Raw genomic sequence first — 23,600 nt, 5'->3', positions numbered from 1 at the left:
CTATGAAAAACATTCTGACACTGTTTTTTTTTATCACTTGTTCCGCCGTTGTTGCTTCGGAAACAACGGATCAGAGCGTAATTCCAATCTTTTCCCGTGAGCCGGCCCCCGTCAGTCGAACCGCTAGCCCCTTTAATACCGCCGAGCAGGCGTGGTTACACAATAAAAAGCAGTTGGTGTTGGCTGTGCCTGCCCCCGACAATCCACCGCTCGATATCTCCCTAATGTCAGGTGACTATGAGGGGGTTACTGCAGACATCGTGGGGCTGCTCTCTGCCACCTTGGGCATCCCTGTCATCGCCAAGCGCTATGAGACACGCTCAGTAGCGCTGCAGGCAATCAGGCGTGGTGAGGTGGATTTTATTGGTGCCGCAAACACCTACGAATCTTTTCAGGGTTTTTTACTCACCAAACCCTATATTAGCGATACCCCGGTGCTCTTTATTCGCCAGGGAATAGAGGTAGATGACGTTGAATCAGTTGCGGTGCCACAAGATTACCTGCCAGATGAGTTTTTCAACTCCTTGTTCAGTGATAAAAAAGTCATTCATTACTCAGGACGTTACAGTGCCTTGGCCAGTGTCGCCTACAAAAGAAATGACGCAGTTTTGATCGACTTGTTATCTGGGAACTTTTTAGTCAACAAATTCTATCTGGAGAATGTTGAATTCGGAAAAACGATACCATTCAACTCTTACGGTTTCTCATTTGCCCTCTCTCCTGAAAACAAACTCCTCCAGCAATTAATAAACAAAGCCATCGACACCATCCCGGCTACATCCATCAACGCCATTTATCAACGCTGGGCTGGAGGTGGAGTTTCACTGGTTGGCGAGTCGCTCAATCTGACCGCGGCCCAAAAGACATTTCTGGCACAAAAGAAAGAGATAACCCTGGCAGTCAATGACCGGATCCCGCCGATGGGATTCGTCGATCAGGATGGCTATTTTCGAGGGATCTTGGCTGATCTGATACAAACGATTCGGCTACGGCTCGGGATTAATGTCAAGTTGGCAGTCATGAATGACTTGCGTCATCAATTGGATGCGGTGCAATCTGGTGATGCAGATGTGACCATTGCCAGCCCCAATAGAAAATACAGCCAGCCATTGGTTTTTAGCAGAGCTTTTGTATTGGATCCGTTGGTTTATGTGATCAGAAAGGAAAATTATGATAAATATTCAGATGTTGAGAGTGTGCTGAAGGATGGCCCGTTAGCCTTGGTAAAGAGTACCGTAGCGGAGAAATTGGTTGAAGAGTACCAGTCTGATAATCTGAAAGTCACCTATTTTGACAAGTACGATAATGCATTGGCATGCGTTGCCAATCTGTTGTGTAATGCTGCTATTGTGCCATTGAGGCCTGCTCAATATTTCATCAATAGTAATCATACCGATTCACTTGCTGTGGGGGGGGAACTTTATGACTCTCAGCCGGTGGCTGCAGCCTTTACAACACGGCCAGAGAATCGTGAGCTGATTGAAATATTGGATAAGGTCATTGCATCAATTCCGCCAGATGAACTGGAAGTATTATCCAGTCGTTGGCGAGTTAGTGCCAAGCAAGATATATTGACCTTGAATGATGTGTTTCATCAATTCTGGCTGGAGATCGTTGCGGCAACCGTCACGCTATTGATAGTGGTATCATGGGCATTGATCTTGCGCCGCCAAAACAATGAAAGAAAGCGTGCTCAATTGGCGCTAAAGCAACAGCTTAAATTCATGGACGATCTGGTTGACAGTATTCCGCATCCTGTATTCGCCCGAGATAAAGATAACAACTTTATACTATGTAATAAAAGCTACTGTAGCTTTGTCGGGGTTGAAAAAGAGCGCATGTTAGGCACAAATATTGCCAACCTGCCGATATCGGAACAATCACAAGAAGATCTTCGAGAGATTTACCGTAAGCTTCATGAAAATGGGGTTAGTTATAATAATGATCACTTATTGAAACTTGCGGATGGTCGAGCCTTTCATGTTTATTATTGGTTGCATATCTATCATGATCTATCCGATGAAGTCAGTGGTATTATTGGTGGTTGGCTAGATATCAGTGAACGTCATCGCTTGATGGAGGAGTTGGCAGAAGCCTCACAACGTGCAGAATATGCTAATAGAGCCAAGACAACATTTCTGGCGACCATGAGTCATGAAATTCGCACCCCGATGAATGCAATTATTGGTTTACTTGAATTGACCCTTCGTAAAGGTGGTATTAGTGCACAGGCGAATGATTCAATCGAAATAGCACTCAAGTCTTCGAAAGAGTTGCTGGGATTGATTGGGGATATCCTTGACGTATCCAAAATTGAATCAGGCAAGCTTGAGTTATCTCCTGCTCCTCATAATATTGCTGAACTTAGCCGCTCAGTCATTAATGTTTTCACAGCGAATGCACGAGAAAAGGGGCTTTACCTCACATGTTCCATCGATGATGAACAGACGGTTTTGATCGACTCGATGCGTTACAAACAGATCATATCAAACTTGATCAGCAATGCGATTAAGTTCACCCATAGAGGGGGCGTTGATCTTGCTCTTACACTCTTAAGCGAGGGTGACGAGTGCGTGGTGACGATAAATGTTACGGATACCGGGATAGGGATAAGCCAGGATGATCAAACTCGCTTGTTTCAACCTTTCAGTCAGGTAGAACAGTCTCAAGATGAGTATCGTTCTGGTACTGGGCTCGGTTTGATGATTTGTCGTACCCTGTGCGAAATGATGGGGGGCCGTCTCGAACTGATGAGTGAGCCGGGTCAAGGTACAAGGGTTCTGATATCACTTCGGTTACCAATCGTTGTCAGTTCGGCTATGGTGCGGCCATCACTCCCGACGTTGAGTGACCTATCAGCTATTGCCACCCGGAGCAGTCGAATTCTGATTATCGATGATCATCCAACTAATCGATTGTTGGTGAATCAACAACTGACCTTTTTAGGACACGAGGTTACGATGGCGGAGTCCGGTCGGGATGCCTTGGAGCAGTTAGTGGATCAACGCTTCGATTTCATTATTACCGATTTTAATATGCCGGATATTAATGGCCTTGATTTTACTGAGCGCTATCGTCAGCAAGAGCGAGACGAGCAACGAGAACGGACTGTTATTATTGGGCTGACCGCCGATGCGAGACAAGAGCAGATCCAGCATGCGATCGAAGTAGGCATGGATGATTGTTTATTCAAGCCTGTCAGTCTGGATCAGATTCGAGATTGTCTTGCCAAGCATGATCCACGACCATCGGGTAATGATGCACAAGTGACGACTAGTGCAGCAATAGCTGAACGGATTGACCAGGTGCTTGGGGGATTAGCAGCCGGAAACACCCAGTTTATGTTGCCTTTGTTACAAGAGTTCTTGAAGGCAACGGATGAAGATATCGCGATGTTGACATTGGCTAGTAACGATAATGATAGCCGGCGTTTTCTCGATTACTTGCACCGAATTAAAGGTGGTGCAAGGATCATCGGTGCTGATCACCTTGTTGAATGTTGCACCGAGTGGGAACAAGCACCCCAATTGAGTGGGTCTATGCCGAGCGCGCTGGATCAGGTTAATGATATTTATGGCCAAGTAAAACAGGGGGTTTTATATTGGCAGGAGAGTAAAGGTGTAATTTCATAAGAGAAGATGTTAAGGGTATTTTAAATTGCCACACTATAGTTGAGGTATTTTTCAGACCCCTTGGATTAAAAATGCAAGGGGTCTTCTTATTTTAAGTTCACTCAAATCTAGAATTTAACGTTACTGACTTATCTTTCCAATTGAGATGCCAACTGCTCAATTCATGATATGGCATCGCTTTTCCTGCAATATAACCTTGACATATATCGCAGCCCAATTTTTTTAGAGTTTGCCACGTATATATATTCTCTACTCCCTCGGCCACTGTTTTTAGTCCAAGGCTATTGGCCAACTTGATACTTGTTTCTATGATAGCCAGATGTGATGGCATGTTGTGGCAGTGATCGACAAAAGTACGATCAAGTTTTAACTCGGTGAAAGGGAGCAAAGCCAGCTGCTGTAGTGATGAGTATCCTGTGCCAAAATCGTCAATAGAAATACCGAACCCATGCATTCTTAACCGTGTCAATACTTCAAGTGCTTGACCGATATCTTCAGTAAACGCACTTTCCGTAATTTCCAGAGTGATTTTCTGAGGGGGGATCTGGTTCAATCCACAATGTAGTAGCAGAAAATTGCTCAAGCTTTTATCAGTAAGTGAACTCGCCGATAAGTTTAGAGCCATATTTAATGATGGTTTGCCTTTGGCACACTGATGGTATTGTGAAAGGGCATCACGAATAATCATCTCGGTAAGTAGGTGCATGAGGTCATGTTTTTCTGCCAATGGTATAAATAGATCCGGTGGTATCATCCCATATGTTGGATGAAGCCAACGAGCAAGCACTTCAATGCCACACCATTCACCAGTGAAAAAGTCAACCTTGGGTTGATACCATGGGTATATCTGTCCATGCAGAATCGCATATTCCAGGTCAATATTGGTGATTCGTGGTTCTTGTTTCTTATCGGATAAAACGGTTGATACAGGTGACCAACGGTCGATTAATGCTTCTAGCTGAGAGGGGGTGGTCGGTTTATCAACTTTACCTAATATTTGTAGGCCAAATTCTGCTCCCATTCGCAATACCGCATCAACCACATCGTTCTCTAGCACACTAGAAAGAATGATTCCTCCTTTAAATTCTTTAGAGGAAAGTCTTCGTAGTAGCGCCATGCCATCCATTCCTGGGAGCCTTAGATCACAGAACAGAATGTCGACACAGTTTTGTTCACAAACCTCCAGCGCATCAAACCCATCCTCTGCCTCTAAAATATGTTGGAAACCCATGTTTCTAAGCATACTGACCAGTATGGTACGGTGAAGTGCGTAGTCTTCTACAATCAGGAGAACCTTGTCTCTATTTTTTCCGATATGTGCATGTTCCTCCATCTTGCTATTTTTCCTCTTGAAATGATGCATGATTGGTATCGAATGGTTCTTAATAAAGCTGATTTCTATGAGTGACTTGACCTTGTCATCTATTTTAGCAGCTTATATGAAGAAGTGTGTTTGCCGAGGTACATAAATATTCTGACAGGCAATCTCTGGTGATCTACTGCAGGGGGCACTGGGATGTGACAGTAAGTCGTATGATATGTGTTACAGGGTAGACCTTAACTACATGAAAAGATGATTATGATTTTTCAATGAAAGCTTTTTTTACACGGTTAGATTTTTGGTTTTTCTAAACTCTTGTCAATATATGCTGATTGCAACAAGAGTGTGACTACCAATTGTAGTGGTCAACTAAATCCGGACACTTGGTTAGGCCGTTCTTCGGCTTTTGCTGGCGGTATCCCATTATTGTGGTGATGTGGACGCCGCCAGTTGTAGTAATCCATCAGGTAATAACTGATATCTCGTTTCGCCTCTCGCAAGCTCATATATCCCATCGCCGGGAGCCACTCTGACTTCAGGCTTCTGAACAACCGCTCCATCGGGGCGTTATTCCAACAGTTGCCACGCCGACTCATACTCTGGGTCATGCGATAGCGCCACAGTCGTTGCCGAAATACCCGGCTGCCATATTGGCTGCCCTGGTCAGAGTGAAATAGCACACCGGATGGGCAACCCCGCTGCTGATAGGCCATCTCCAGTGCTTTGATTGCCAATTCTGCATCAGGTTTATCAGACATCGCTCAGCTGAGAGTTGCCGGATGTGCAGGTCAAGAACCGCTGCCAGGTAATGCCAGCGACCACCTGCCCAGACGAAGGTGATATCGCCACACCACACCTGATTGGGTTGCTGGACATCAAATTCACGGGTCAGCAGATTGGGGATATCCGGTCGTTCAGACTGTGCCACCTTATAGCGGTGTGCGCCCGGCTGTTTGGATACCAGCCCGGCTTCCTTCATCAGGTTGCATATTCCGGCCGATCATGAACACCAATTCCGGCTCAACCTGAACACTTTGCCCCTCCTTTCCGGAAACAGTGTTCAACATCCCGGAATCACTGTTCACATTCACCAGTATCATCCTTAACGCATTGATTTAACAGCCTTTGATACGTTCTCCCTTTTGCCAGGGAAGAGCCTATGTCTGCCAAGAGGATTGCAATGCGTAAAATTCGTGAAGTGCTGCGACTGCGGCTGGAAGCTGACCTCTCTGTTCGCCAAATCAGTATCTGTACCAAGGTGAGTGTCGGCTCCATCCAGAAACTCCTCAAAAGTGCCCAGGCACTCGGCCTTACCTAGCCCTTACCTACCGAGCTTGATGATGGCCGACTGGCTGCCCTGTTCTATCCGCAGGCCGATACCACCATCTCGGCCCGCCATGTTGTACCGGATTGGCCCTCTGTCCATCAGGAGTTCAAGCGCAAGGGGTCTCCAAACAGCTGCTCTGGGAGGAGTACACCCAGCGCTATCCCAACAGCTGTTACAGCTACTCCCAGTTCTGCGACCGTTACAAGTCCTGGTGTCAGTTACAAAAGCGCTCTATGCGCCAGCTCCACAAGGCGGGGGAAAAGCTCTTTATCGACTACTGCGGGCCCAGGGTACCCATCGTGTCGCCGACTACGGGTGAGGTCCGTCAGGCACAAGTCTTTGTCGCCGTGCTCGGTGCGTCCAACTACACCTTTGCCGAGGCCACCTGGTCACAGTCACTGCCGGACTGGCTGCAAAGCCATGTCCGTGCCTTTGAGTTTTTCGGTGTTACACCGGCACTAATGATCCCCGACAACCTCAAGAGCGGTGTCAGCAAGGCTTGCCGATACGATCCCGAGCTCAATCCCAGCTACCAGCAGTTGGCTGAGCATTATCAGGTGGCGGTGATGCCAGCGCGCCCTTACAAGCCCAAGGACAAAGCCAAGGCTGAGGTGGGTGTGCAGATCGTCGAGCGCTGGATCCTGGCCCGTCTACGCCATCAGACCTTCTTCTCGCTCGCCGAGCTCAACCAGTGCATCCGGGCTTTGTTAAATGAGCTCAACGAGCGCCCGTTCAAGCAACTGCCCGGTAACCGACGTGACGCATTTGAGCAGTTGGACCGCCCGGCACTGGGACCGCTGCCGGTGCATCCCTATCGCTATGTCGCCATCAAAACGGTCAAGGTCAACATCGACTATCACGTCAGCTATGAGCAGCACCACTACTCGGTGCCACACCAGTATGTGGGCCAGCAACTGGAGCTCCATGCTGGCGACACTTTGCTCCAGGTCTATCACCAGCAACAGCTGGTCGCGAGCCATCCGCGTAAAACCATCCCGGGGATGAGCACGCTCCCGGAACACATGCCGGAACGCCACAGCAAGCAGCAACGCTGGACCCCAGTCCGTCTCAAGCAGTGGGCTGCTGATATCGGACCGGGCACCTTGTACTGGGTTAGCGAACGGCTGGAAGAGAAAGCCCATGCCGAGCAGGCATACCGACTCTGCCTGGGGCTGCTGAGTCTTAGCCGGGAGTATCCGCCATCACGGGTTGAAGCCTGTTGCCAGTTGGCCAACTGGGAAGGTCTGGTGCGACTCAAACAGCTCAAGTCGGTGCTGACCAGTGGCCGTGACCAACTGCCCGCAAGCCCGCTGAGCTACCCAGAGTTACCGCAAGAGCACGAGAACATCCGTGGCCCCCAGAGCTTCCACTAAAGAGGATACGCCCCATGACCCAACAAACCCTGACCCGCCTGAGAAACCTGAAACTGACCGGCATGGCGGATGCCGTGCAACAACAACTGGAACAGGCGAGTACCTACGAAGGGCTGCCCTTCATCGAGCGGCTAAGCCTGCTGGTCGAACACGAACAACTGAGCCGGGAGCAGCGTAAACAAGCTCGGCTGGTCAAGCAGGCGCGGCTCAAACTCCAGGCCACGGTACAAGAGGTGGACTACCAGTCTGCACGCAACCTGGAGCGGTCACAGGTAGCAAACTTGGCCCAAGGAGAATGGCTGCACCGGGGGCAGAACCTGCTCATTACCGGTCCCTGTGGCTGTGGAAAAACCTACCTGGCTTGTGCGCTGGGCTACCAAGCCTGTCAGCAAGGGCATAGCACTCGTTACTACCGCCTGCCACGTCTGCTGCTTGAACTGAGCCAGGCCAAGGTAGATGGCAGTTACGCCAGACTGCTGGGTCAACTGGCAAGGATAGAGCTGCTGATCCTCGATGACTGGGGACTGGAAGCGGTGAATGCCGAGCAGCGCAACGCCCTGCTGGAGATCATGGATGATCGGTATGGGAAATACTCGACGGTCGTGGTCAGTCAGCTGCCAACGGAAGAGTGGTACGCAAGCTTGGGGGACAACACCCTGGCAGATGCGATCCTGGACCGGCTGATGCACAACGCTCACCGGCTGTCACTGAAGGGAGAATCGATGAGAAAGAGGGGAAGTGAGTTGACCCAATTTGAACTGTCGAGTTAGAAACGAGATGACGTGAGCGCGTTAAGGATCAGGGTGTTCACGTTGGCCGGAATGGCTGTTCAACTTCGCCGGAATACGCACAGGTTACGTACTTTGAATCGACCAATCTGATACCCCAACTCCCGCATCATCGACATCAAGGCGCGGCTGCCCGCTGAGTTCCGGCTTTCTTTGAACAAACGGCGCAACTCACAGCGCTGTTGCATACGTTCACGGTTAATCGTCCGCCTGCGAGCCAGATAGTCGTAAAAGCAGGATGTTGGAACATCGAAAGCGCAGCAGACCAAAGTGATGGGGCTTGCTCCCTTAATCGGTCTATCAGCGCGTACGTGTGAACTCGTCCGCCATCAAGAGAGCAGTAGCTTTTTTAGTATGTCCTTTTCACGTTCGAGCCGGTTGATACGGGCTTCCTGCTCCTGAATTTTTTGCTGCTCCGGAGTCAGTGCTTTGCCGATTGGGGTTGTGCCAGTTCGTTCGGATTGCAGTTGCTGAACCCAGCGACGGAGCACGGTTTCACCGACATCTAGTGAACGGCTGGCTTCAGGGACAAAATATCCCTGGTCGAGTACCAGGGATGCGGCTTCGAGTTTGAATTCGGCAGTAAATGAGAGACGTAATCTTGTCATTGAACACCTCAGGTCATGGTGGAGACTGTACCACCTAAAATGGTGTCCGGGATGATTAGACCACTACAGAGAGTTACTATCTGTAGCAATCTATAGCAATGCCCTCAAATTTCACCACGTCCTAATTGTGTACCACTATCATCAGCGTTAGAGCCATAAACCTTTATAAATCAGTTCATTAAAAAATGATATATTGCAAAAAGTGGAATAACAGAGGGCGCCGCGGCGCCCTCTGTTATTTGCTGCAAGCTCAAGCCTGCCGCTGGCCGCTCATCAGCATGGCCTCATCGGTGGCATCGTAGATCATCACCGCGATATGGGTCACCTGACCGCCGAAATCGGCCAGTGGCACCAGCGTCAGGTTCTGGAACATGTGGGGGGCCGAGCCGGTAATGGGGCGGTAGTTGGAGAAACGCAGCAGATAGGGCTTCTGCTCCCAGGTGCTGAAGGCGCGGTTGTTGAGCTTGAAGACCATGTTGGCCTTGCGCTCGAACCAGGCTCTGTCTACATCGGGGAAGAGCTCGAACAGTACGCCATCGCGCACGTCACTGGCCAGTCGGCCACTGTGGCTCTCCATAAAGCCGTTCCACACCTGTACCTTGTACTCCTTGTCGAGCACTACCAGGCCTACGTCCAGGTTCTGGACTATGTTCATCAACCAATGAAATTCACGGATTTCCATAGTCACTCCTAGAGCATGTGCATGATTTTGTTGTTCATGGTGGCGATGGAATCTTCGGTAAACAGCAGCAGCAGATCACACTGCACCGCGTAATCCTGGATCCGGTAGTTGATCTCGATGGCGAGCGTGCGGCGCCAGCGACTCTTGTTAGTGTTGATCAGCTCGTTGATGGGTCTGTGCTGGCCGAGCACCACCGGGTGCCCCTGACTGAAGGGGGTGTCGAGCTGGTTGGCGTAGCCGCGCAGGAAGGCGCCGATCAGCACGTTGGCGGTATCCATCAGCAGCTCCAGTTCGGCGGTGCGATCCAGCGTCCCCTGATGGTTCATCAGCTTGGCCAAATCTTTGAAGCTGGAGTCATGGAACAGGATCAGCGCTTCACCGGCGATCCCAGCTCCGATAAACCCCTGACAGACGGCGGAGAGGGTATCTGAATCCGCAGCGGCCGAGAGGGCCATATGCAACTCTGATACTTCCAGCACGTTGACGTTGGGGATAGGCAGTACCACGAAGGCGTTGAGCAGACGAGCCAGCAAGTCGGCGGCCTGACCCATGGAGACGTTGGCCAGCTCCTGATAGACATCGCGGATTTCGGGGGTGATCTTGACGCCTGCATCGGCTACAACGCCGTTTGGCTGCTGCTCGGGGGCGCTTGGTTGACCGCTCGGGGCGGCACTCCAGAAATCATGCTTTTTGAGCAGGGCGAGCAGGGTTTCTGGGGCGGCGGGTTTCTTGATGAAATCGAGCGCCCCCAGCCCCATGACCCGTTGATAGGCCTCTGGCTGGATATCCCCGGAGACCACGATCACCTTGTTGCGTAGACCCTCCCGTTGGAGGGTCTCCAGCACGCCGTAACCGTCCATTTCCGGCATGGTCAGATCGAGGAAGATGAGATCGCCATGACCCATCAGCACCTGTTCGATCCCTTCGAGACCATTGGCTGCGTAGTGCAAATCGACTTTCCAGTCGGCCGGGAGCGCCCGCGCCAGCTGTTTGCGGGCGAACCCGGAGTCATCACATATCAATACATTCATGGCGTTAGGCAGGCTCTGTTGGCAAGGGATGCTATAAGTGTGGCCCGCTAACGGTCAGATGCAATGGGTGAGGCTATCACCTTGTGAAAATTGATTGTCCCATTGCCGATTGCGATAGCGTGCTGAGTATTTTTCAACAAATTCAACGAACATCTTAACACGCAACGGAGCGAACTGGTGCTGGCAACACAACATGTAGAAGGGTCGATTGCCGGTTTGCCAGTCGGTCAGTACCGGCACCAGCTGCTCGTCATGGAGGAAGCTGCTCAGATAGTGCAGTGGGGCGTTGACGATCCCCAGATGACGCCGGGCTGCGCGTACCGCGGCCTGGGTCTGGTTGACGGTCAGTTTGGCGCTGCGTTTGATGCAGACGCTCTGGCCATCCTTGTCGGTCAGCTGCCAGTGCTGGTGAGGCCAGCAGTAGATGAGATCGTGCTCTTCCAGCTGGTTGGGGTGGGAGGGGGTGCCCTTCTTGGTCAAATAGAGTGGTGAGGCAAACAGGCCGTACTCGATATGACCGAGACAGATCGCATTTGGCAGCGACTGGGGCAGCTCACCGTTGAAGAACACCAGATCCCGATCATTGTCGAACAGGTGCTGGTGATCATTGGTCTGGGTGATATCGAACTGTACCTCGGGATAGTGCAGCCCGAATTCGGCCAGCATATCGATGAGGATGGTGTTGGAGAGTGCGATCGGCGCAGCTATCCGGATAAGCCCGGTGATGTCGGCCTCTTGACCTTGGATCTCGCTGGTGGCCTGCTCGATTTGCGCGAGTGGCGTGCAGAGACGTTCGTAGTATCTGAGGCCATCATCGGTAAGTCGGAGCTTGCGGGTAGAGCGATGTAGCAGGGAGCAACCCAGTTGCTCTTCCAGCTGGGAAATGCGTCGACTGATGGTGCCTGTTGGCATGCCCAGTGCGGCTGCAGCGTGGGAGAATCCTCCCTCTTGCACCACCTTGACGAACAGGTAGAACTCTTCGATGTGCTTCATAAACGCTGTTCTGGGTGTAACAAGGGGGCAACCATAAAAAGAGCGTTCCGGGTTGGCAAGGGTAATTCAGCGTTTAATTGATCTGGATTCGATTTCTGTTGATACCAGTTCTCCATCTGCCCGTCATCTCAGTTTCCTCGAGCTGGTGATTATTTCGGCACGATGCCAAATGGTACTGCGGCAGTGATGTTTGCCATATTCCCTGATTTGTTCCGCGATAACCGCGGGCGAAGGCCGATATCGCAACCTGATGGAAGGGCGCCGGGTTGCTCTGCGTACTCAGCCGGGGTGGTTTGCCATCCACAGCCAATGTGATGCAGATCATATATTCGGGTTTTGCTCATTGCCTGTTGAAAAATGAATTTGGGGTATATCGATTCCGCCTTAGTGAACTATTTTTGTCCGTTTTGGCGTTTTTTTGGCTGTTTATCCACCCGCTTGGTTAATTAATGGAAGCTTTGTGACAGAGAGTGATGACTATTTCCGCCATTGATTTAAATGTTAATAACAAATTTGTCGCAGCAAATATGCAATTGCTCTTTCAAGGTCTCGAGTGGATAGCTCTTAGTGCTTGTTTTTACTGGGGAAAAAAGTTAAAAATCGACTATATGATTTGCTTGGATTAACAGGGTCCTTGGCTGAGTCCTTTGTAGTATTGCCGTACAGGCGGCCCTGTTGTTGATATCTGAAATAGTTTTGTCCGCTCTTGGCTATGTGAAAAGGGATAATGGCCGAGAGGTATTTGCACCTTGCATTCTGCAGCTAGCGGTTTGCCAGATCTGTTTTCCGGTTAACCAGTGACCATCCAGCATGAATGACCTTGACCAGATGAATACGCTTGACGAACGGTTACTGAAGACGATGGATGTTCTGCATACCCCGATCTGGGTTTATGACATCGAGCATCACCATATTTTCTGGGCAAACAGCGCCGCGCTCTCCGTGTGGGAGGCGACGTCACTCGACGAACTCTGCTCCCGCGACTTCTCTGCCGATATGGCAACCGCCATCGATCTGCTGCTGCAGCGCTATCTGGGTGATTTTCAGCAGGGGCGCAGTTACAACGAGTGGTGGACCCTCTCCCCAAAGGGGGTCAAGAAGCAGATCTATCTGCGTCTCTCTGGTATTCAACTGGCTGGCCGGCTGATGATGATGACCGAAGCGGTGCTCGACTCCGATACCCTCTATCAGGAGTCCTCGCTGGCAACCGGCGATACCCTTGCCTGCCTGTTCGATAGCCATGGTGTTTTCGAGAGTGGCAACTATCACTTCGAAATGTGTTTTGGCCACCAGATCGCCAAGCTCTCCCAGGTTTTCTCCGGCAATGATGACAGCTTCTACCAGAAGCTCTCCCGTCTCGATGAAGTGGTGACCGAGGGGGAGTGCCGAACCCTCAAGGGGATGCGCTGGTTCCAGTATCAGTTCCGCTATATCCAGCAGGGGGCCCGCATTCTGCTCACCATGCGGGATATTACCGATCGCAAACTTGAAGAGCTGGAGCATCGCCACCTCGCCTGGCACGACTCCCTGACCGGCCTGCTCAATCGGTATGGCTTGATGAAATCCCTTGAGGCCTATTGCGGGCTGGGGGAGCGTTTCGCGTTGGTGTTCATGGATCTGGACAACTTCAAGCTGGTCAATGACAACTACGGCCACAAGGCGGGAGATCGCCTGCTGGAGCGGGTCGCCGGTCGCCTCAAACAGATTTGCCCGCGGGATGTGGAGCTGGCTCGCCTCGGTGGCGATGAATTCACAGCACTGGTGCCGCTGGGCAATCAGGGGGATCGGGCGCAAGAGGTGGCCGATCAGATGCTCTCCCAGATGACCAAGCCGCTGCAACTGAGCGGGCTGCCGGAGGTGACCATCGGCGGCAGTATCGGTATCGCCATCTATCCCGATGATGCGGATGACGGGGACAACCTCATCACCCGTGCCGATATGGCCATGTATCAGGCCAAGCAGATGGGGCGGCTGCGCTGGCAGCGTTTCACCCCCAGCATGCAACAGACCCTGCAGCGCAAGCTCAATCTCAAACAGTTTCTGGCCAAGGCCATCGGCCGTCAGGAGCTGAGCCTCTGTTACCAGCCGCAGGTCGATGCCGCCAAACGGCGTCTGATCGGTTACGAGGCGCTGCTGCGCTGGTACAACCCGGTGCTCGGCCATGTCTCGCCGGTGGAATTTATCCCGTTGGCCGAAGAGATGGGGCTGATCCGCGAGATCGGCAGCTGGGTGCTCTCCACCGCGCTGGCACAGGTCGCCAGCTGGCAGACGCGCTTCCATCAGCGAGTGCCTGTCTCCGTCAACCTCTCCGGTTTCCAGCTCTCGTCGGCGCTGCCCGGGCAAGTTCGCCAGCAACTGGAGCTGCACGGGGTGGATGCCTCCCTGTTGACGCTGGAGCTGACCGAAACCGTGCTGATGCTCGATATGAAGGGGTGCCTCGGCATTCTCGATGATTTGAGCGAGCAGGGGATCAAGATTGCCATCGATGATTTCGGTACCGGCTACTCCTCTCTGGCCTATCTCAACCGGTTGCCGATCAACAACATCAAGCTGGATCGCTCCTTCGTGGTCGGTCTCAACTTGCCAGTGATCCGGGCGACTGCGGCCATGGCTACTAATCTGGGGTTGGGGATCATGGCGGAAGGGGTGGAGGAGCCTCACGAGCTGGCCGCACTGCAGACCCAGGGGTGCCATGTGTTCCAGGGATATCTGTTCAGCAAGCCGCTGACTGTAGCGCAAGTCGAGGCGAGCGGTTTCGTGGTGGAGTGCCAGGTTGGGCGTTATCCACTGCTAGATGCCGTAATGGCAGAGTAACAAGTGTGCGTTAGACCACAACTTGGTATTTTATTCCGTAATATTTAATCAAAATTAATCATTCTTTTGCGATCGGTCATGAGACGGATTGGCTGGAGTTGCTAGCATGCGACCTCGTTTCTAGGGAAAGGAGTATCGCAATAATGAGTCATGCTGCTGTCAATGACCGTCCGGCCAGCCCTCCCAAGGGTTGGCTGAACCGTTTCCTCAATGGCGTCGAGAAAGCCGGGAACAAATTACCCGACCCCGCCATGCTGTTCCTCTACGCCTTGCTGATCGTCTGGGTCGGCTCCTGGGTGTTGTCACAATTCCAGTTTGATCTGGTCAACCCCCGTACCGGAGAGGCGGTAGTGGTCAACAACCTGCTGACCGGTGCCGGTCTGGCCGAGTTTCTCTCCACCATGGTGACCACCTTTACCGGCTTTGCCCCGCTGGGGATCGTGCTGGTGGCCATGCTCGGGGTCGGGGTGGCCGAGCAGTCCGGTTTTATCAATACCGGTCTGAAAAAGTTGCTGAAAGTGACGCCTGCCCGTTTTCTCACTCCCATGCTGATCCTGGTAGCGATCGTCAGCCACACCGCCGCAGATGCGGGTTATGTGCTGGTGATCCCCATCGGTGGCATCATCTTCCACGCTGCCGGACGCCATCCGCTGGCGGGGATCGCCGCTGCCTTTGCCGGTGTCTCCGGCGGTTTTGCCGCCAACTTCCTGCCCTCCGGCGGGGATGCGCTGCTGCAGGGCTTTACCCAGTCCGCCGCTCAGTTGCTCGATCCTGACTACATGGTCAACACCCTGTGCAACATCATCTTTACCGGTGCCTCTTCGTTGCTGATCATCTGCGTCGGCTGGTTCATCACCGAAAAGGTGGTGGAGCCGCGCCTCAAACACGTGGCGCTCAACGAGGATCTGGAGAGTGCCGACGAGATGGGGCGCTACAGCGCGCAAGAGAGCCGGGCCTTCAATTGGGCCGGGTTTGCCATGCTGGCGGCTATCGTGCTGCTGGCGCTGGCGCTCTCCCCGAGCGATTCACCGCTGCGTGCTGCCGATGGCTCCCTGACCACCTTCGCCGCGCCGGTGATGAAGTCCATTGTGCCGCTCATCTTCTTGCTCTTTATCCTGCCCGGGATTGTCTACGGCTTTGTCGCAGGCAGCTTCAAGAGTGGCAAGGATGTGATCGATGCCATGTCGGCCACCATGAACAAGATGGGCTCCTACATGGTGATGGCCTTCTTCTGCGCGCTCTTTATCAAGGCGTTTGGTGACTCCAATCTGGGCACCCTGCTGGCCCTCTCCGGTGCCGAAGTGCTCCATGCGTTGGCGCTGCCCGGTGAGGTGACTATCGTCGGGATGATCCTGCTCACCGCCAGCGTCAATCTGGTAGTCGGCTCGGCCTCCGCCAAGTGGGCGCTGATCAGTCCGATCCTGGTACCCATGCTGATGGCGGTGGGGATCTCCCCCGAGCTGACCCAGGCGGCCTATCGGGTCGGGGATTCCGCCTCCAACATCATCACCCCGCTGATGGTCTTCTTCCCGCTGGTGGTGGTCTATTGCCAGCAGTATGTGAAGAGCACCGGGATCGGTACTCTGGTCTCCATGATGCTGCCCTACTCGCTGGCCTTCCTGGTGAGCTGGACGATTTTCCTGCTGCTCTACTGGGCGCTCGGCTTCCCGCTCGGGTTGCAAGCCCCTTACGTCTATCCGGCCCCTTAAGCTGGGTGTGCGAGGGAGCCTTGGGCTCCCTCGTTTTTTTCGCTATGGTGTTACCTCATTTTGGAGGTGCCATGAATCAGACCATCGATCTTATCCTTTCCCATCGCTCCATTCGTCAGTTCACTGCCGAGCCGATCGCCCCGCAGCAGCTGGATGTCATTCTCGCCGCCGCCCAGTCCGCCTCAACCTCGAGCTTTTTGCAGGTGACCAGTATTGTGCGAGTCTGCGAGCCCGAGGCGCGTCAGCAGTTGGCCATGCTGGCGGGCAATCAACCCTATGTGGTGCAGGCGGCCGAGTTTCTGGTGTTCTGCGCCGATTACCACCGCCACACCCAGATCGTGCCCGAGGCCCAGACCGGCTATGCGGAGCAGTTGCTGATCGGTGCCATCGACGGCGCCCTGATGGCGCAAAACGCCTTGCTGGCGGCGCAGTCGCTGGGGCTGGGCGGGGTCTATATCGGCGGCATTCGCAACCATCCGGCCGAGGTGAGCGAACTGCTCGGCTTGCCCCATCAGGTGATCCCGCTGTTTGGCCTCTGCCTTGGTCATCCTGCTCAGCAGCCGGAGCAGAAACCCCGTCTGCCCAGGGGATTGGTGGTGCATCAGGAGCGCTACCAGCACGAGCTGGATCGCGACCTGCTGGCCCGGTACGATCAGCAGATCGCGGACTACTATCAGGCCCGCAGCAGCAACAACAAGCAGCAGACCTGGAGCGGCCAGATCCGCGCCATTCTGGGCAAGGAGTCCCGCCCTTTCATGCTGGGATTCCTGCAATCGCGGGGCTTTAACCTCAAGTAATGGCGCTGATGGGCGATACTATGGGGAGGTGACCGTCATGGTCATCATCCCCTGATCCTGCAATCTCTCCCTGAGACCGGGGGCACAGCTTGGTGACAAATCGTGGGCAAGGGGAGATCTGCAGGCTACCTTAAGTGGGTAAGCTGTTGTAGGATCACGCAATTGGATAGGAACAGGGGTTTGGACATCCTATGATTTTAACTTTGGTATTGCTGTCTATTGGCGCACTCCTGTTTTTGGTTATCGCCTATAACGTGGTGCAGCAATATAAGCAGAAGGCAGAGGCGGACAAGCGTCACGCCGTTGCCAGACACAAGACGGTGGCTGACGAGACCGAAGAGGTGTTGCTGAACGTCAATCTGGTGCCTTTCTCCAAGAACATGGTGTTGCTGTTGCAGCACCGGATCCTCGATGCCTATCGCGCCATCGCCCAGGTGATGCCGAACAATCAGATCAAGCAGCGCATCGTCGATGTGCAGACCCAGATCAAGAATGTGCAGGAGAACTACAGCGTGCAGGATGAGGGTCAGTTCAAGACCCCGGAGTCCGATCGTCAGGCGATCCAGATGTTGCAGCTGGTCAAGAAGATGCGGGCCGTGCTGCGGGTAGAGCACAACAAGGGCAAGATTGACCCTCAGGGGTTTGCCCAAGAAGAGCGCCGCCTTGAGCTGATGCAGCTCAAGATCAACATCTCCAATCTGGTCAAGCGGGCGATGGATGCCCGCATTCAGGGCCAATATGGTACATGCCGCCAGCTCTATACCAAAGGTCTGTCGGCCATGGCGAGCGTGGGCGACAAGGATCCCTATCTGCTGGCCCGTGAAGAAGATATGCGTCAGGGGCTCAAGGAGCTTGAAGAGCTGCAGCAGCAAAACAGCGCGCAGGATCTGCAAAACATCAAGGACAAGGAAGCTGACGAGCTCGATGTCCTGTTTCAACCCAAGAAGAAATGGTAAGCATGTCCCACCCACTCGATTCCACACTGGGGCCAATGGCCCCATTTGTTTCTCAGCTGTTGGCCGAACTGGCCGCCACTGGCGTCACCATTTCCCGGCCAACGGTCGATCACCTCTGTTATCGGGCGGCTACCCTGCAGGAATACCGTGCGCTATGTGCTGTGCTGGCCGAGGCGGGCTCCTTGCTGGTGGAGGGGATGATTGGCGGACGTCCCATCGCCACTTATCAGTTGCATCAGCCGCTGTTGGCTGGTGAGGTACAGGTACCCTGTATCGAGCTGGCTGCACCGAAACCGGGGCGCGTCCATCAGGCGGGGCTGGAACATATCGAGCTGGTGGTTACTTCACTGCAAGATCTGGTAGCGCGCTATCCCGAGTTGCCATTCAAAACTGGCAACATGCAGGATACCCGCAACCCTGATATTGGCCTGATGTTGCCTTCCGGCCAGATCAAGTTTCATCTGCGCCCGCTGGCTGAGGTGATCGCCGAAGAGGTGGCGACCGACGCTGTGGTCGCGGTGCCTGCGGATTATTTCGATCAGGAGTGATCCTGTGCTCAATGCGGTGCGAGCCTGACAGGCTCTTGAATAACGCAGCAAAAGGGGTCACCGGTGTGACCCCTTTTGCTATCTGGTGACGCTTGGTGGCGAGAGCGCTATCTGCTCGTGGGTGACCCTGTTTGCGCTGAGCCCGTTACCCGTGTCGGTGGGGTTGCTGGGCAGGCAGTGGCGATTGGCTTCGCTGCTTGAGACGGCCGAGCCAGAGGCTCAAGCCCGCCGTCAGGATGAGGACCAGTTCAATCCCCATGACCAGACCGCCCAGCTCACCCTGCTCCCAGAAGGGGTGCAGGTAAAGTCCCCCCAGACTGGCTCCCAGATAGTAGGCCACCAGATAGAGGGAGGAGGCGAGGGCGCGGTTGTGTTCGACATGATGACCAACCCAGGCGCTGGCGCAGGCGTGTGCCAGGAAAAAGCCGAAGCTGGAGATCAGCAAGCCACTCAGGATCCCGAGCAGACTGCCCTGCAGCAGCCACAGACTCCCGAGGGCCATCAGCGCGATCCCGACCAGCAGCATGCGTTGTGCCCCCCAGCGATTGGCAAAGCGACCGCTCAGAGAGGAGGCCACCGTCCCCGAGAGATAGGTGAGAAACAGCATGCCGAGCCACTGGGTGGGCAAGGAGAAAGGAGGCTTGGCCAGCAGGAAGGTGAGGTAGCTGAACTGGTTCAAAAACACCATAAAGTTGAGCCCGCCGATAAGGTAAGCCCCTACCAGCAAGGGATTGGTCAGGTGTTGCTGCAAGGCGCGAGCAAATTGGCCGCGAACGGGGGCGCTCGCCACAAAGCGGGTCTGATGGGGCAGCAGCCAGAAGACCAGCGGCAGCAGTGACAGGCTGATCACACCAATCCCCAGAAAGGTATGCTGCCAGTCGCCAAACCAGCCCGCCAACAGACCGCCGACCACCCGACCGGCAATGCCACCGAGGGAGTTGGCGGCAATATAGACCCCCACCGCCGAGAGCAGCGCCCGTTTGCTGAACTCTTCCCCCATATAGGCAATCGCGGTCGCGGGCAGCCCTGCCAGCAGCGCGCCCTGCAGGATGCGTAGCAGCAGCAGGGTGCCAAACTGCTCAACCAGCGGGATTAACAGTGAGAGCAGGATCGCCAGGGTGAGTGTCCCCAGCATGACTTGCCGACGGCCATGGCGATCCGCCAGTCTGGCGCAGATCAGCAGGGAGGCGGCGAGGCCTGCAGTGCATCCTGCCAGGGTCCAGCTGGCCGAGAGGGAGTTGACCGAGAAGACCTCGGCAATCAGGGGTAACAGGGGATGGGTCTGGTAGAGGTTCAGAAACACCAGAAAAGAGCCCAGGCTGAGGGCCAGGGTTGCACGTATCCACTCGCGACTTCCAACTTCAATCATTGCGTATTGTCCTGACTACTTTTGGTCAGGGTAGAGTCCTTGCGGTTATAAATATAATATATTTAAGTTATCCATCTCATAAGACGAATTGATACATGGATCTGAAACAGCTCACCTATCTGCTGGCGGTCAGGGATGCCGGCTCATTTACCAAGGCAGCCAACAGTCTGCATGTGGCACAGCCGGCCATCAGCATGGCCATCGCCAAGCTGGAGCAGCAGCTCGAATTGCGGCTGTTTGATCGACAGGACCGGGCGGTACGGCTCACCCCGGAGGGAGAGGTACTCTGTCGCCATGCCGAGCGCTTGTTGTTGCAGATGCATCAGGCCGAGGCCGAGATGGCCGAGCTCAAGGGGCTGGAGCGGGGGGAGGTGCGGATCGGGATCCCCTATATGATGGGCTCCTACTATTTTCCCCCTCGACTGATGGCCTTCAAGCATCGCTATCCCGGCCTCAAGATCCGGGTCGAAGAGGCCGGCACCCGTGAGCTGCTCAGCCGGATGGTGGATGGCTCCCTCGATCTGGCCATTCTCATCACCAGTGATCTTCCCCCCGCCATCGAGGGGGCACATCTGCTGAGTGAAGAGATGTTGATGGTGGTGGGGGACGATCACCCCTTGCGTGGCGCATCGGCCGTCACCCTCTCTCAGTTTTTCGCTCAGGAGCTGGCGCTGTTTCGCCGTGGTTTCTACCACCGGGAGCATATGGAGGCGCTGGCCCAGAGCCTGGGCGTCGAACCCGATATCGCCTTCGAGAGCAATCTTATCCCTCTGCTCAAGGCGGTGGTGCGGCAAGGCTTTGCGGTGACCACCTTCTTGCGGATGGTGCTGGAAGAGGAGCCGGATCTGAGTGGCGTGCCCTTCGACCCGCCTATCTATCTCGATCTCTGCGTGGCGTGGCGGCGTGGCGATCCGCTCTCCATGGCCAACCGTGCCTTGCGTGATTTCCTACTCAAGGAGCGCCCGGCCTGATGGCGGCGGGCCATTGCTGAAAGTTTGTTACTATTAACGGTGGGTTCGCTTGAGGGCTACACCATGAAATTGCAGCAATTGCGCTATATCGTCGAGGTGGCGAACCACAGGCTGAATCTGTCGGCCACCGCCGAGAGCCTCTTTACCTCCCAGCCCGGGATCAGCAAACAGGTGCGGATGCTGGAGGATGAGCTGGGGATCCAGATCTTCGAGCGCAGCGGTAAACACCTGACCCAGATCACTCCCATCGGTCGGGATGTGATCAAAGTGGCCGCCGAGGTGCTGGACAAGGTCGCCACCATCAAAGTGATGGCCAGGCAGCATGTGCATCCGGAGCAGGGAACCCTCACCATTGCGGCTACTCATCTGCAAGCCCGTTATATTCTGCCCGCCATCCTCAAGGGTTTTATGGCCCGCTTTCCCAAAGTTGCCGTAACTGTGATGCAGGGGAGTGCGACGCAGTGCCGCGCAGCCGTGCATGATGGCGCTGCCGATCTGCTGCTGGCGGATGAACCGGAGGAGGGGAGCGATCTGCTTGTGCTCCCCTCTTTTCAGTGGCAACGGGGCTTGGTGCTACCCAAGGATCATCCGTTGGCCAAAGCAATATCGCTGACTCCGGCTGAGCTGGTGGAGTTTGCATTGGTGACCGATGGAAGGGCTCTCTCCACAGCTCATGGCACTGATTGCGCTCATGCCGAGAGCCGGATCGCCTGCTGTGCGAGCGACAGTGATGTGCTCAAGACCTATGTCAGACAAGGGATGGGCATCGGGGTGATGGCAACTTTTGCCTGGGAGCCCCAGCGCGATGGCGATCTGGTGCTCAAAACGGTGCCCTGGCTACCAGGATGTGTGGCCGCTATCGGGTTGCGCAGAGGGGCATTTTTATGCGGCTATCTCTACGATCTGATTGAACGTCTCGCGCCGCAATTGACCCGCGAGCGGGTCGAACAATACTGTGCAGCCCGCACTGGCGAAGAGCTTGAAGCTCTGCTGGCCAATTTGACCGTACCACTTAGATAGCTTGGGTTGATGTGTGGTCATCCCAAGAAAAACGCCTCCCAATGGGAGGCGTTTGACTATCTGGCATTCGTCAATGCTGGCTCACTTCTTCAGCATATGATCCAGCTTGTTGGCCTTGGTCGACAGATAGAACTCGTTGTGGGGATTGCGTCCTTCCTGCAACGGAACCCGTTCGGCCACCGGAATACCGAAGGATTCCATGGCTTTCATCTTGCGCGGGTTGTTGGTCATCAGTTTGAGAGACTTGACTTCAAGCTGCTTGAGCATGTCGGCGCAGATGGTGTAATCGCGCATGTCGGCGGCGAAACCAAGGGCCACGTTGGCCTCCACGGTATCGGCCCCCTGATCCTGCAGGTGATAGGCGCGGATCTTGTTGAGCAAGCCGATACCACGGCCCTCTTGACGCACATACAGCAACACGCCACGACCGGCTTTGGCGATATTCTCCATAGCCGCCTGCAACTGGAAACCGCAGTCACAACGCAGGCTGAACAGGGCGTCGCCGGTCAGGCACTCTGAGTGGATCCGGCCCAGCACGGGCTCTTCACCGGTAATGTCGCCCATCACCAGTGCGGCGTGATCTTTGCCTGTGCCGGTTTCCTGAAAACCTACCAGCGTGAAGGTGCCCCAAGGGGTTGGCAATTTTGATTTGGCCACGAGGGTAACGCTGCTCATAGGTTGCTCCTTACTACTAACGGCTCAAAAAAGGGGGCCAGTTTAGCGCGCCTTGTCAGGAACAACCATAAGAACAAGTCCCTGCATTGCTTAATGAAATCTCCAAATGAGATACAAGCACAGCTGTCCGTCGAGGTTTTGGCTCTTTGTGCGGATTGATGACTGCCAGGCTCACCACATTCGGGTATAATCGGCGCCCATTAACCCACCCCTTCGGGATGGGAGCAACACAGTGCAGGAGAGAAGTTATGCCTCAGATGGCCCCCGTAATGACAATTGATGGCCCCAGTGGTGCAGGTAAAGGCACCTTGTGTCAGCTGCTTGCTGAGAAGCTGGGTTGGCACTTGCTGGACTCGGGCGCCATCTATCGGGTGTTGTCCCTGGCCGCCCTGCATCACGATGTAGAGCTGGACAGTGAAGCCTCACTGGTGCCGCTGGCCGCCAATCTGGATGTGCAATTTCAGGTTGAGGGCGATCTGGTCAAGGTGATCCTGGAAGGGGAAGATGTCTCCCGCACCATCCGCACCGAAGAAGTGGGTAATGCTGCCAGTAAAATCGCCGCCTTCCCCCGGGTGCGCGAAGCATTGTTGCGCCGTCAGCGTGCATTTCGTCAGGCCCCGGGTCTGATTGCCGATGGTCGTGACATGGGCACAGTTGTTTTCCCCGAGGCCGAGGTGAAGATTTTCCTCGACGCCAGTGCCGAAGAACGGGCCCAGCGTCGCTATAAGCAGTTGCAAGATAAGGGCTTTGATGTTAACTTTGAGCGTCTTTTAACCGAGATTCGGGAACGTGACGATCGCGACAGAAATCGCGCTACTGCACCCCTGAAACCGGCAGAAGATGCTCTGGTGGTAGACTCTACCGCCATGACCATAGATGAAGTGCTGGCAACAGTACTCGCCTATGCAGAGCAACAACTTGGTGATGCCAGCGCAAGCTGACATCCGGTCGTCTGCACCAAGGATGGCGCAGATTATTTAAAACAG

At 54.3% G+C, this 23,600-nt stretch carries 16 protein-coding genes and 3 pseudogenes; 11 read left to right on the top strand and 8 right to left on the bottom strand.

The window, feature by feature from the left end; genetic code table 11:
- Positions 1–2 precede the first annotated feature (2 nt).
- Entirely contained in the window at positions 3–3,632 is a 3,630-nt protein-coding gene (locus LRL22_RS11885; RefSeq protein WP_270905450.1) for an ATP-binding protein, read from the top strand.
- Between the two features lie 97 nt (positions 3,633–3,729).
- Here LRL22_RS11885 and LRL22_RS11880 read toward each other — a convergent pair whose 3' ends face one another.
- Together LRL22_RS11880 and LRL22_RS11875 are read right to left on the bottom strand one after the other, a co-directional pair.
- Entirely contained in the window at positions 3,730–4,965 is a 1,236-nt protein-coding gene (locus LRL22_RS11880; protein ID WP_270905449.1) for an EAL domain-containing response regulator, read from the bottom strand.
- A gap of 353 nt (positions 4,966–5,318) precedes the next feature.
- Positions 5,319–5,938: pseudogene (locus tag LRL22_RS11875) on the bottom strand (IS3 family transposase); the annotation flags it as partial.
- 174 nt (positions 5,939–6,112) lie between these two features.
- Here LRL22_RS11875 and istA point away from each other — a divergent pair.
- Both istA and istB read left to right on the top strand, forming a co-directional pair.
- Positions 6,113–7,653, top strand: a pseudogene (gene istA, locus LRL22_RS11870) (IS21 family transposase).
- A gap of 14 nt (positions 7,654–7,667) precedes the next feature.
- Complete coding sequence (gene istB, locus LRL22_RS11865) at positions 7,668–8,423, top strand: IS21-like element ISAs29 family helper ATPase IstB (RefSeq protein ID WP_270905448.1); 756 nt, start codon at positions 7,668–7,670, stop codon at positions 8,421–8,423.
- 80 nt (positions 8,424–8,503) lie between these two features.
- Here the strand turns inward: istB and LRL22_RS11860 are convergent.
- From LRL22_RS11860 to LRL22_RS11845, 4 genes and pseudogenes are all read right to left on the bottom strand, one after another.
- Positions 8,504–9,049: pseudogene (locus tag LRL22_RS11860) on the bottom strand (transposase); the annotation flags it as partial.
- A 250-nt stretch (positions 9,050–9,299) separates the two neighbouring features.
- The gene (locus tag LRL22_RS11855) at positions 9,300–9,731 is read right to left on the bottom strand and encodes a PAS domain-containing protein (RefSeq protein ID WP_005337175.1); all 432 of its coding nucleotides are present in this window, start codon (positions 9,729–9,731) and stop codon (positions 9,300–9,302) included.
- A gap of 8 nt (positions 9,732–9,739) precedes the next feature.
- Positions 9,740–10,762: a response regulator gene (locus LRL22_RS11850; protein ID WP_047438363.1), complete on the bottom strand. Its 1,023-nt coding sequence runs from the start codon at positions 10,760–10,762 to the stop codon at positions 9,740–9,742.
- 54 nt (positions 10,763–10,816) lie between these two features.
- Positions 10,817–11,755: a LysR family transcriptional regulator gene (locus LRL22_RS11845; RefSeq protein WP_005337171.1), complete on the bottom strand. Its 939-nt coding sequence runs from the start codon at positions 11,753–11,755 to the stop codon at positions 10,817–10,819.
- A gap of 861 nt (positions 11,756–12,616) precedes the next feature.
- Between LRL22_RS11845 and LRL22_RS11840 the strand changes: the two genes are divergently transcribed.
- From LRL22_RS11840 to LRL22_RS11820, 5 genes are all read left to right on the top strand, one after another.
- On the top strand, positions 12,617–14,569 hold the full coding sequence (locus LRL22_RS11840; protein ID WP_267512313.1) for a putative bifunctional diguanylate cyclase/phosphodiesterase: 1,953 nt from the start codon (positions 12,617–12,619) through the stop codon (positions 14,567–14,569).
- 143 nt (positions 14,570–14,712) lie between these two features.
- Positions 14,713–16,278, top strand: coding sequence for an AbgT family transporter (locus LRL22_RS11835; protein ID WP_005351146.1), 1,566 nt, complete (start codon positions 14,713–14,715; stop codon positions 16,276–16,278).
- 71 nt (positions 16,279–16,349) lie between these two features.
- Complete coding sequence (gene nfsA, locus LRL22_RS11830; protein ID WP_042081916.1) at positions 16,350–17,075, top strand: oxygen-insensitive NADPH nitroreductase; 726 nt, start codon at positions 16,350–16,352, stop codon at positions 17,073–17,075.
- A gap of 191 nt (positions 17,076–17,266) precedes the next feature.
- Complete coding sequence (locus LRL22_RS11825; protein WP_005337161.1) at positions 17,267–18,031, top strand: hypothetical protein; 765 nt, start codon at positions 17,267–17,269, stop codon at positions 18,029–18,031.
- Positions 18,025–18,579 carry a VOC family protein gene (locus tag LRL22_RS11820; protein ID WP_213387360.1) on the top strand — a complete coding sequence of 185 codons (555 nt, stop codon included), beginning with the start codon at positions 18,025–18,027 and terminating at the stop codon, positions 18,577–18,579. The genes LRL22_RS11825 and LRL22_RS11820 overlap by 7 nt, the downstream gene beginning before the upstream one ends.
- 145 nt (positions 18,580–18,724) lie before the next feature.
- Here the strand turns inward: LRL22_RS11820 and LRL22_RS11815 are convergent, their stop codons facing one another.
- The gene (locus tag LRL22_RS11815) at positions 18,725–19,948 is read right to left on the bottom strand and encodes an MFS transporter (protein ID WP_064341137.1); all 1,224 of its coding nucleotides are present in this window, start codon (positions 19,946–19,948) and stop codon (positions 18,725–18,727) included.
- Between the two features lie 95 nt (positions 19,949–20,043).
- On the opposite strand from LRL22_RS11815, the gene LRL22_RS11810 reads away from it, so the two are divergent.
- The gene (locus tag LRL22_RS11810) at positions 20,044–20,919 is read left to right on the top strand and encodes a LysR family transcriptional regulator (protein ID WP_005351154.1); all 876 of its coding nucleotides are present in this window, start codon (positions 20,044–20,046) and stop codon (positions 20,917–20,919) included.
- 63 nt (positions 20,920–20,982) lie between these two features.
- Positions 20,983–21,939 carry a LysR substrate-binding domain-containing protein gene (locus LRL22_RS11805; RefSeq protein ID WP_227094700.1) on the top strand — a complete coding sequence of 319 codons (957 nt, stop codon included), beginning with the start codon at positions 20,983–20,985 and terminating at the stop codon, positions 21,937–21,939.
- An 81-nt stretch (positions 21,940–22,020) separates the two neighbouring features.
- Here the strand turns inward: LRL22_RS11805 and ribA are convergent, their stop codons facing one another.
- Entirely contained in the window at positions 22,021–22,614 is a 594-nt protein-coding gene (ribA, locus tag LRL22_RS11800) for a GTP cyclohydrolase II (protein WP_005337152.1), read from the bottom strand.
- 248 nt (positions 22,615–22,862) lie between these two features.
- Between ribA and cmk the strand changes: the two genes are divergently transcribed.
- Positions 22,863–23,555 (top strand): (d)CMP kinase, encoded by a 693-nt coding sequence (gene cmk / locus LRL22_RS11795; RefSeq protein ID WP_019444698.1) that lies wholly within the window; start codon positions 22,863–22,865, stop codon positions 23,553–23,555.
- Positions 23,556–23,600: the final 45 nt, after the last annotated feature.

This window comes from Aeromonas sp. PI_26 (assembly GCF_027854445.1).
GTDB lineage: Bacteria > Pseudomonadota > Gammaproteobacteria > Enterobacterales > Aeromonadaceae > Aeromonas > Aeromonas veronii.
Note: the sequence above shows the minus strand (reverse complement) of the source record. Positions and strands in the feature narration are given on the sequence as shown.

Coding starts and splice junctions, on each gene's coding strand:
- nfsA (WP_042081916.1), top strand. CDS start 16,350: ATGAATCAGACCATCGATCTTATCCTTTCCCATCGCTCCATTCGTCAG.
- LRL22_RS11805 (WP_227094700.1), top strand. CDS start 20,983: ATGAAATTGCAGCAATTGCGCTATATCGTCGAGGTGGCGAACCACAGG.
- LRL22_RS11845 (WP_005337171.1), bottom strand. CDS start 11,755: ATGAAGCACATCGAAGAGTTCTACCTGTTCGTCAAGGTGGTGCAAGAG.
- LRL22_RS11825 (WP_005337161.1), top strand. CDS start 17,267: ATGATTTTAACTTTGGTATTGCTGTCTATTGGCGCACTCCTGTTTTTG.
- LRL22_RS11840 (WP_267512313.1), top strand. CDS start 12,617: ATGGATGTTCTGCATACCCCGATCTGGGTTTATGACATCGAGCATCAC.
- LRL22_RS11835 (WP_005351146.1), top strand. CDS start 14,713: ATGAGTCATGCTGCTGTCAATGACCGTCCGGCCAGCCCTCCCAAGGGT.
- istB (WP_270905448.1), top strand. CDS start 7,668: ATGACCCAACAAACCCTGACCCGCCTGAGAAACCTGAAACTGACCGGC.
- ribA (WP_005337152.1), bottom strand. CDS start 22,614: ATGAGCAGCGTTACCCTCGTGGCCAAATCAAAATTGCCAACCCCTTGG.
- cmk (WP_019444698.1), top strand. CDS start 22,863: ATGCCTCAGATGGCCCCCGTAATGACAATTGATGGCCCCAGTGGTGCA.
- LRL22_RS11850 (WP_047438363.1), bottom strand. CDS start 10,762: ATGAATGTATTGATATGTGATGACTCCGGGTTCGCCCGCAAACAGCTG.
- LRL22_RS11885 (WP_270905450.1), top strand. CDS start 3: ATGAAAAACATTCTGACACTGTTTTTTTTTATCACTTGTTCCGCCGTT.
- LRL22_RS11880 (WP_270905449.1), bottom strand. CDS start 4,965: ATGGAGGAACATGCACATATCGGAAAAAATAGAGACAAGGTTCTCCTG.
- LRL22_RS11810 (WP_005351154.1), top strand. CDS start 20,044: ATGGATCTGAAACAGCTCACCTATCTGCTGGCGGTCAGGGATGCCGGC.
- LRL22_RS11815 (WP_064341137.1), bottom strand. CDS start 19,948: ATGATTGAAGTTGGAAGTCGCGAGTGGATACGTGCAACCCTGGCCCTC.
- LRL22_RS11855 (WP_005337175.1), bottom strand. CDS start 9,731: ATGGAAATCCGTGAATTTCATTGGTTGATGAACATAGTCCAGAACCTG.
- LRL22_RS11820 (WP_213387360.1), top strand. CDS start 18,025: ATGGTAAGCATGTCCCACCCACTCGATTCCACACTGGGGCCAATGGCC.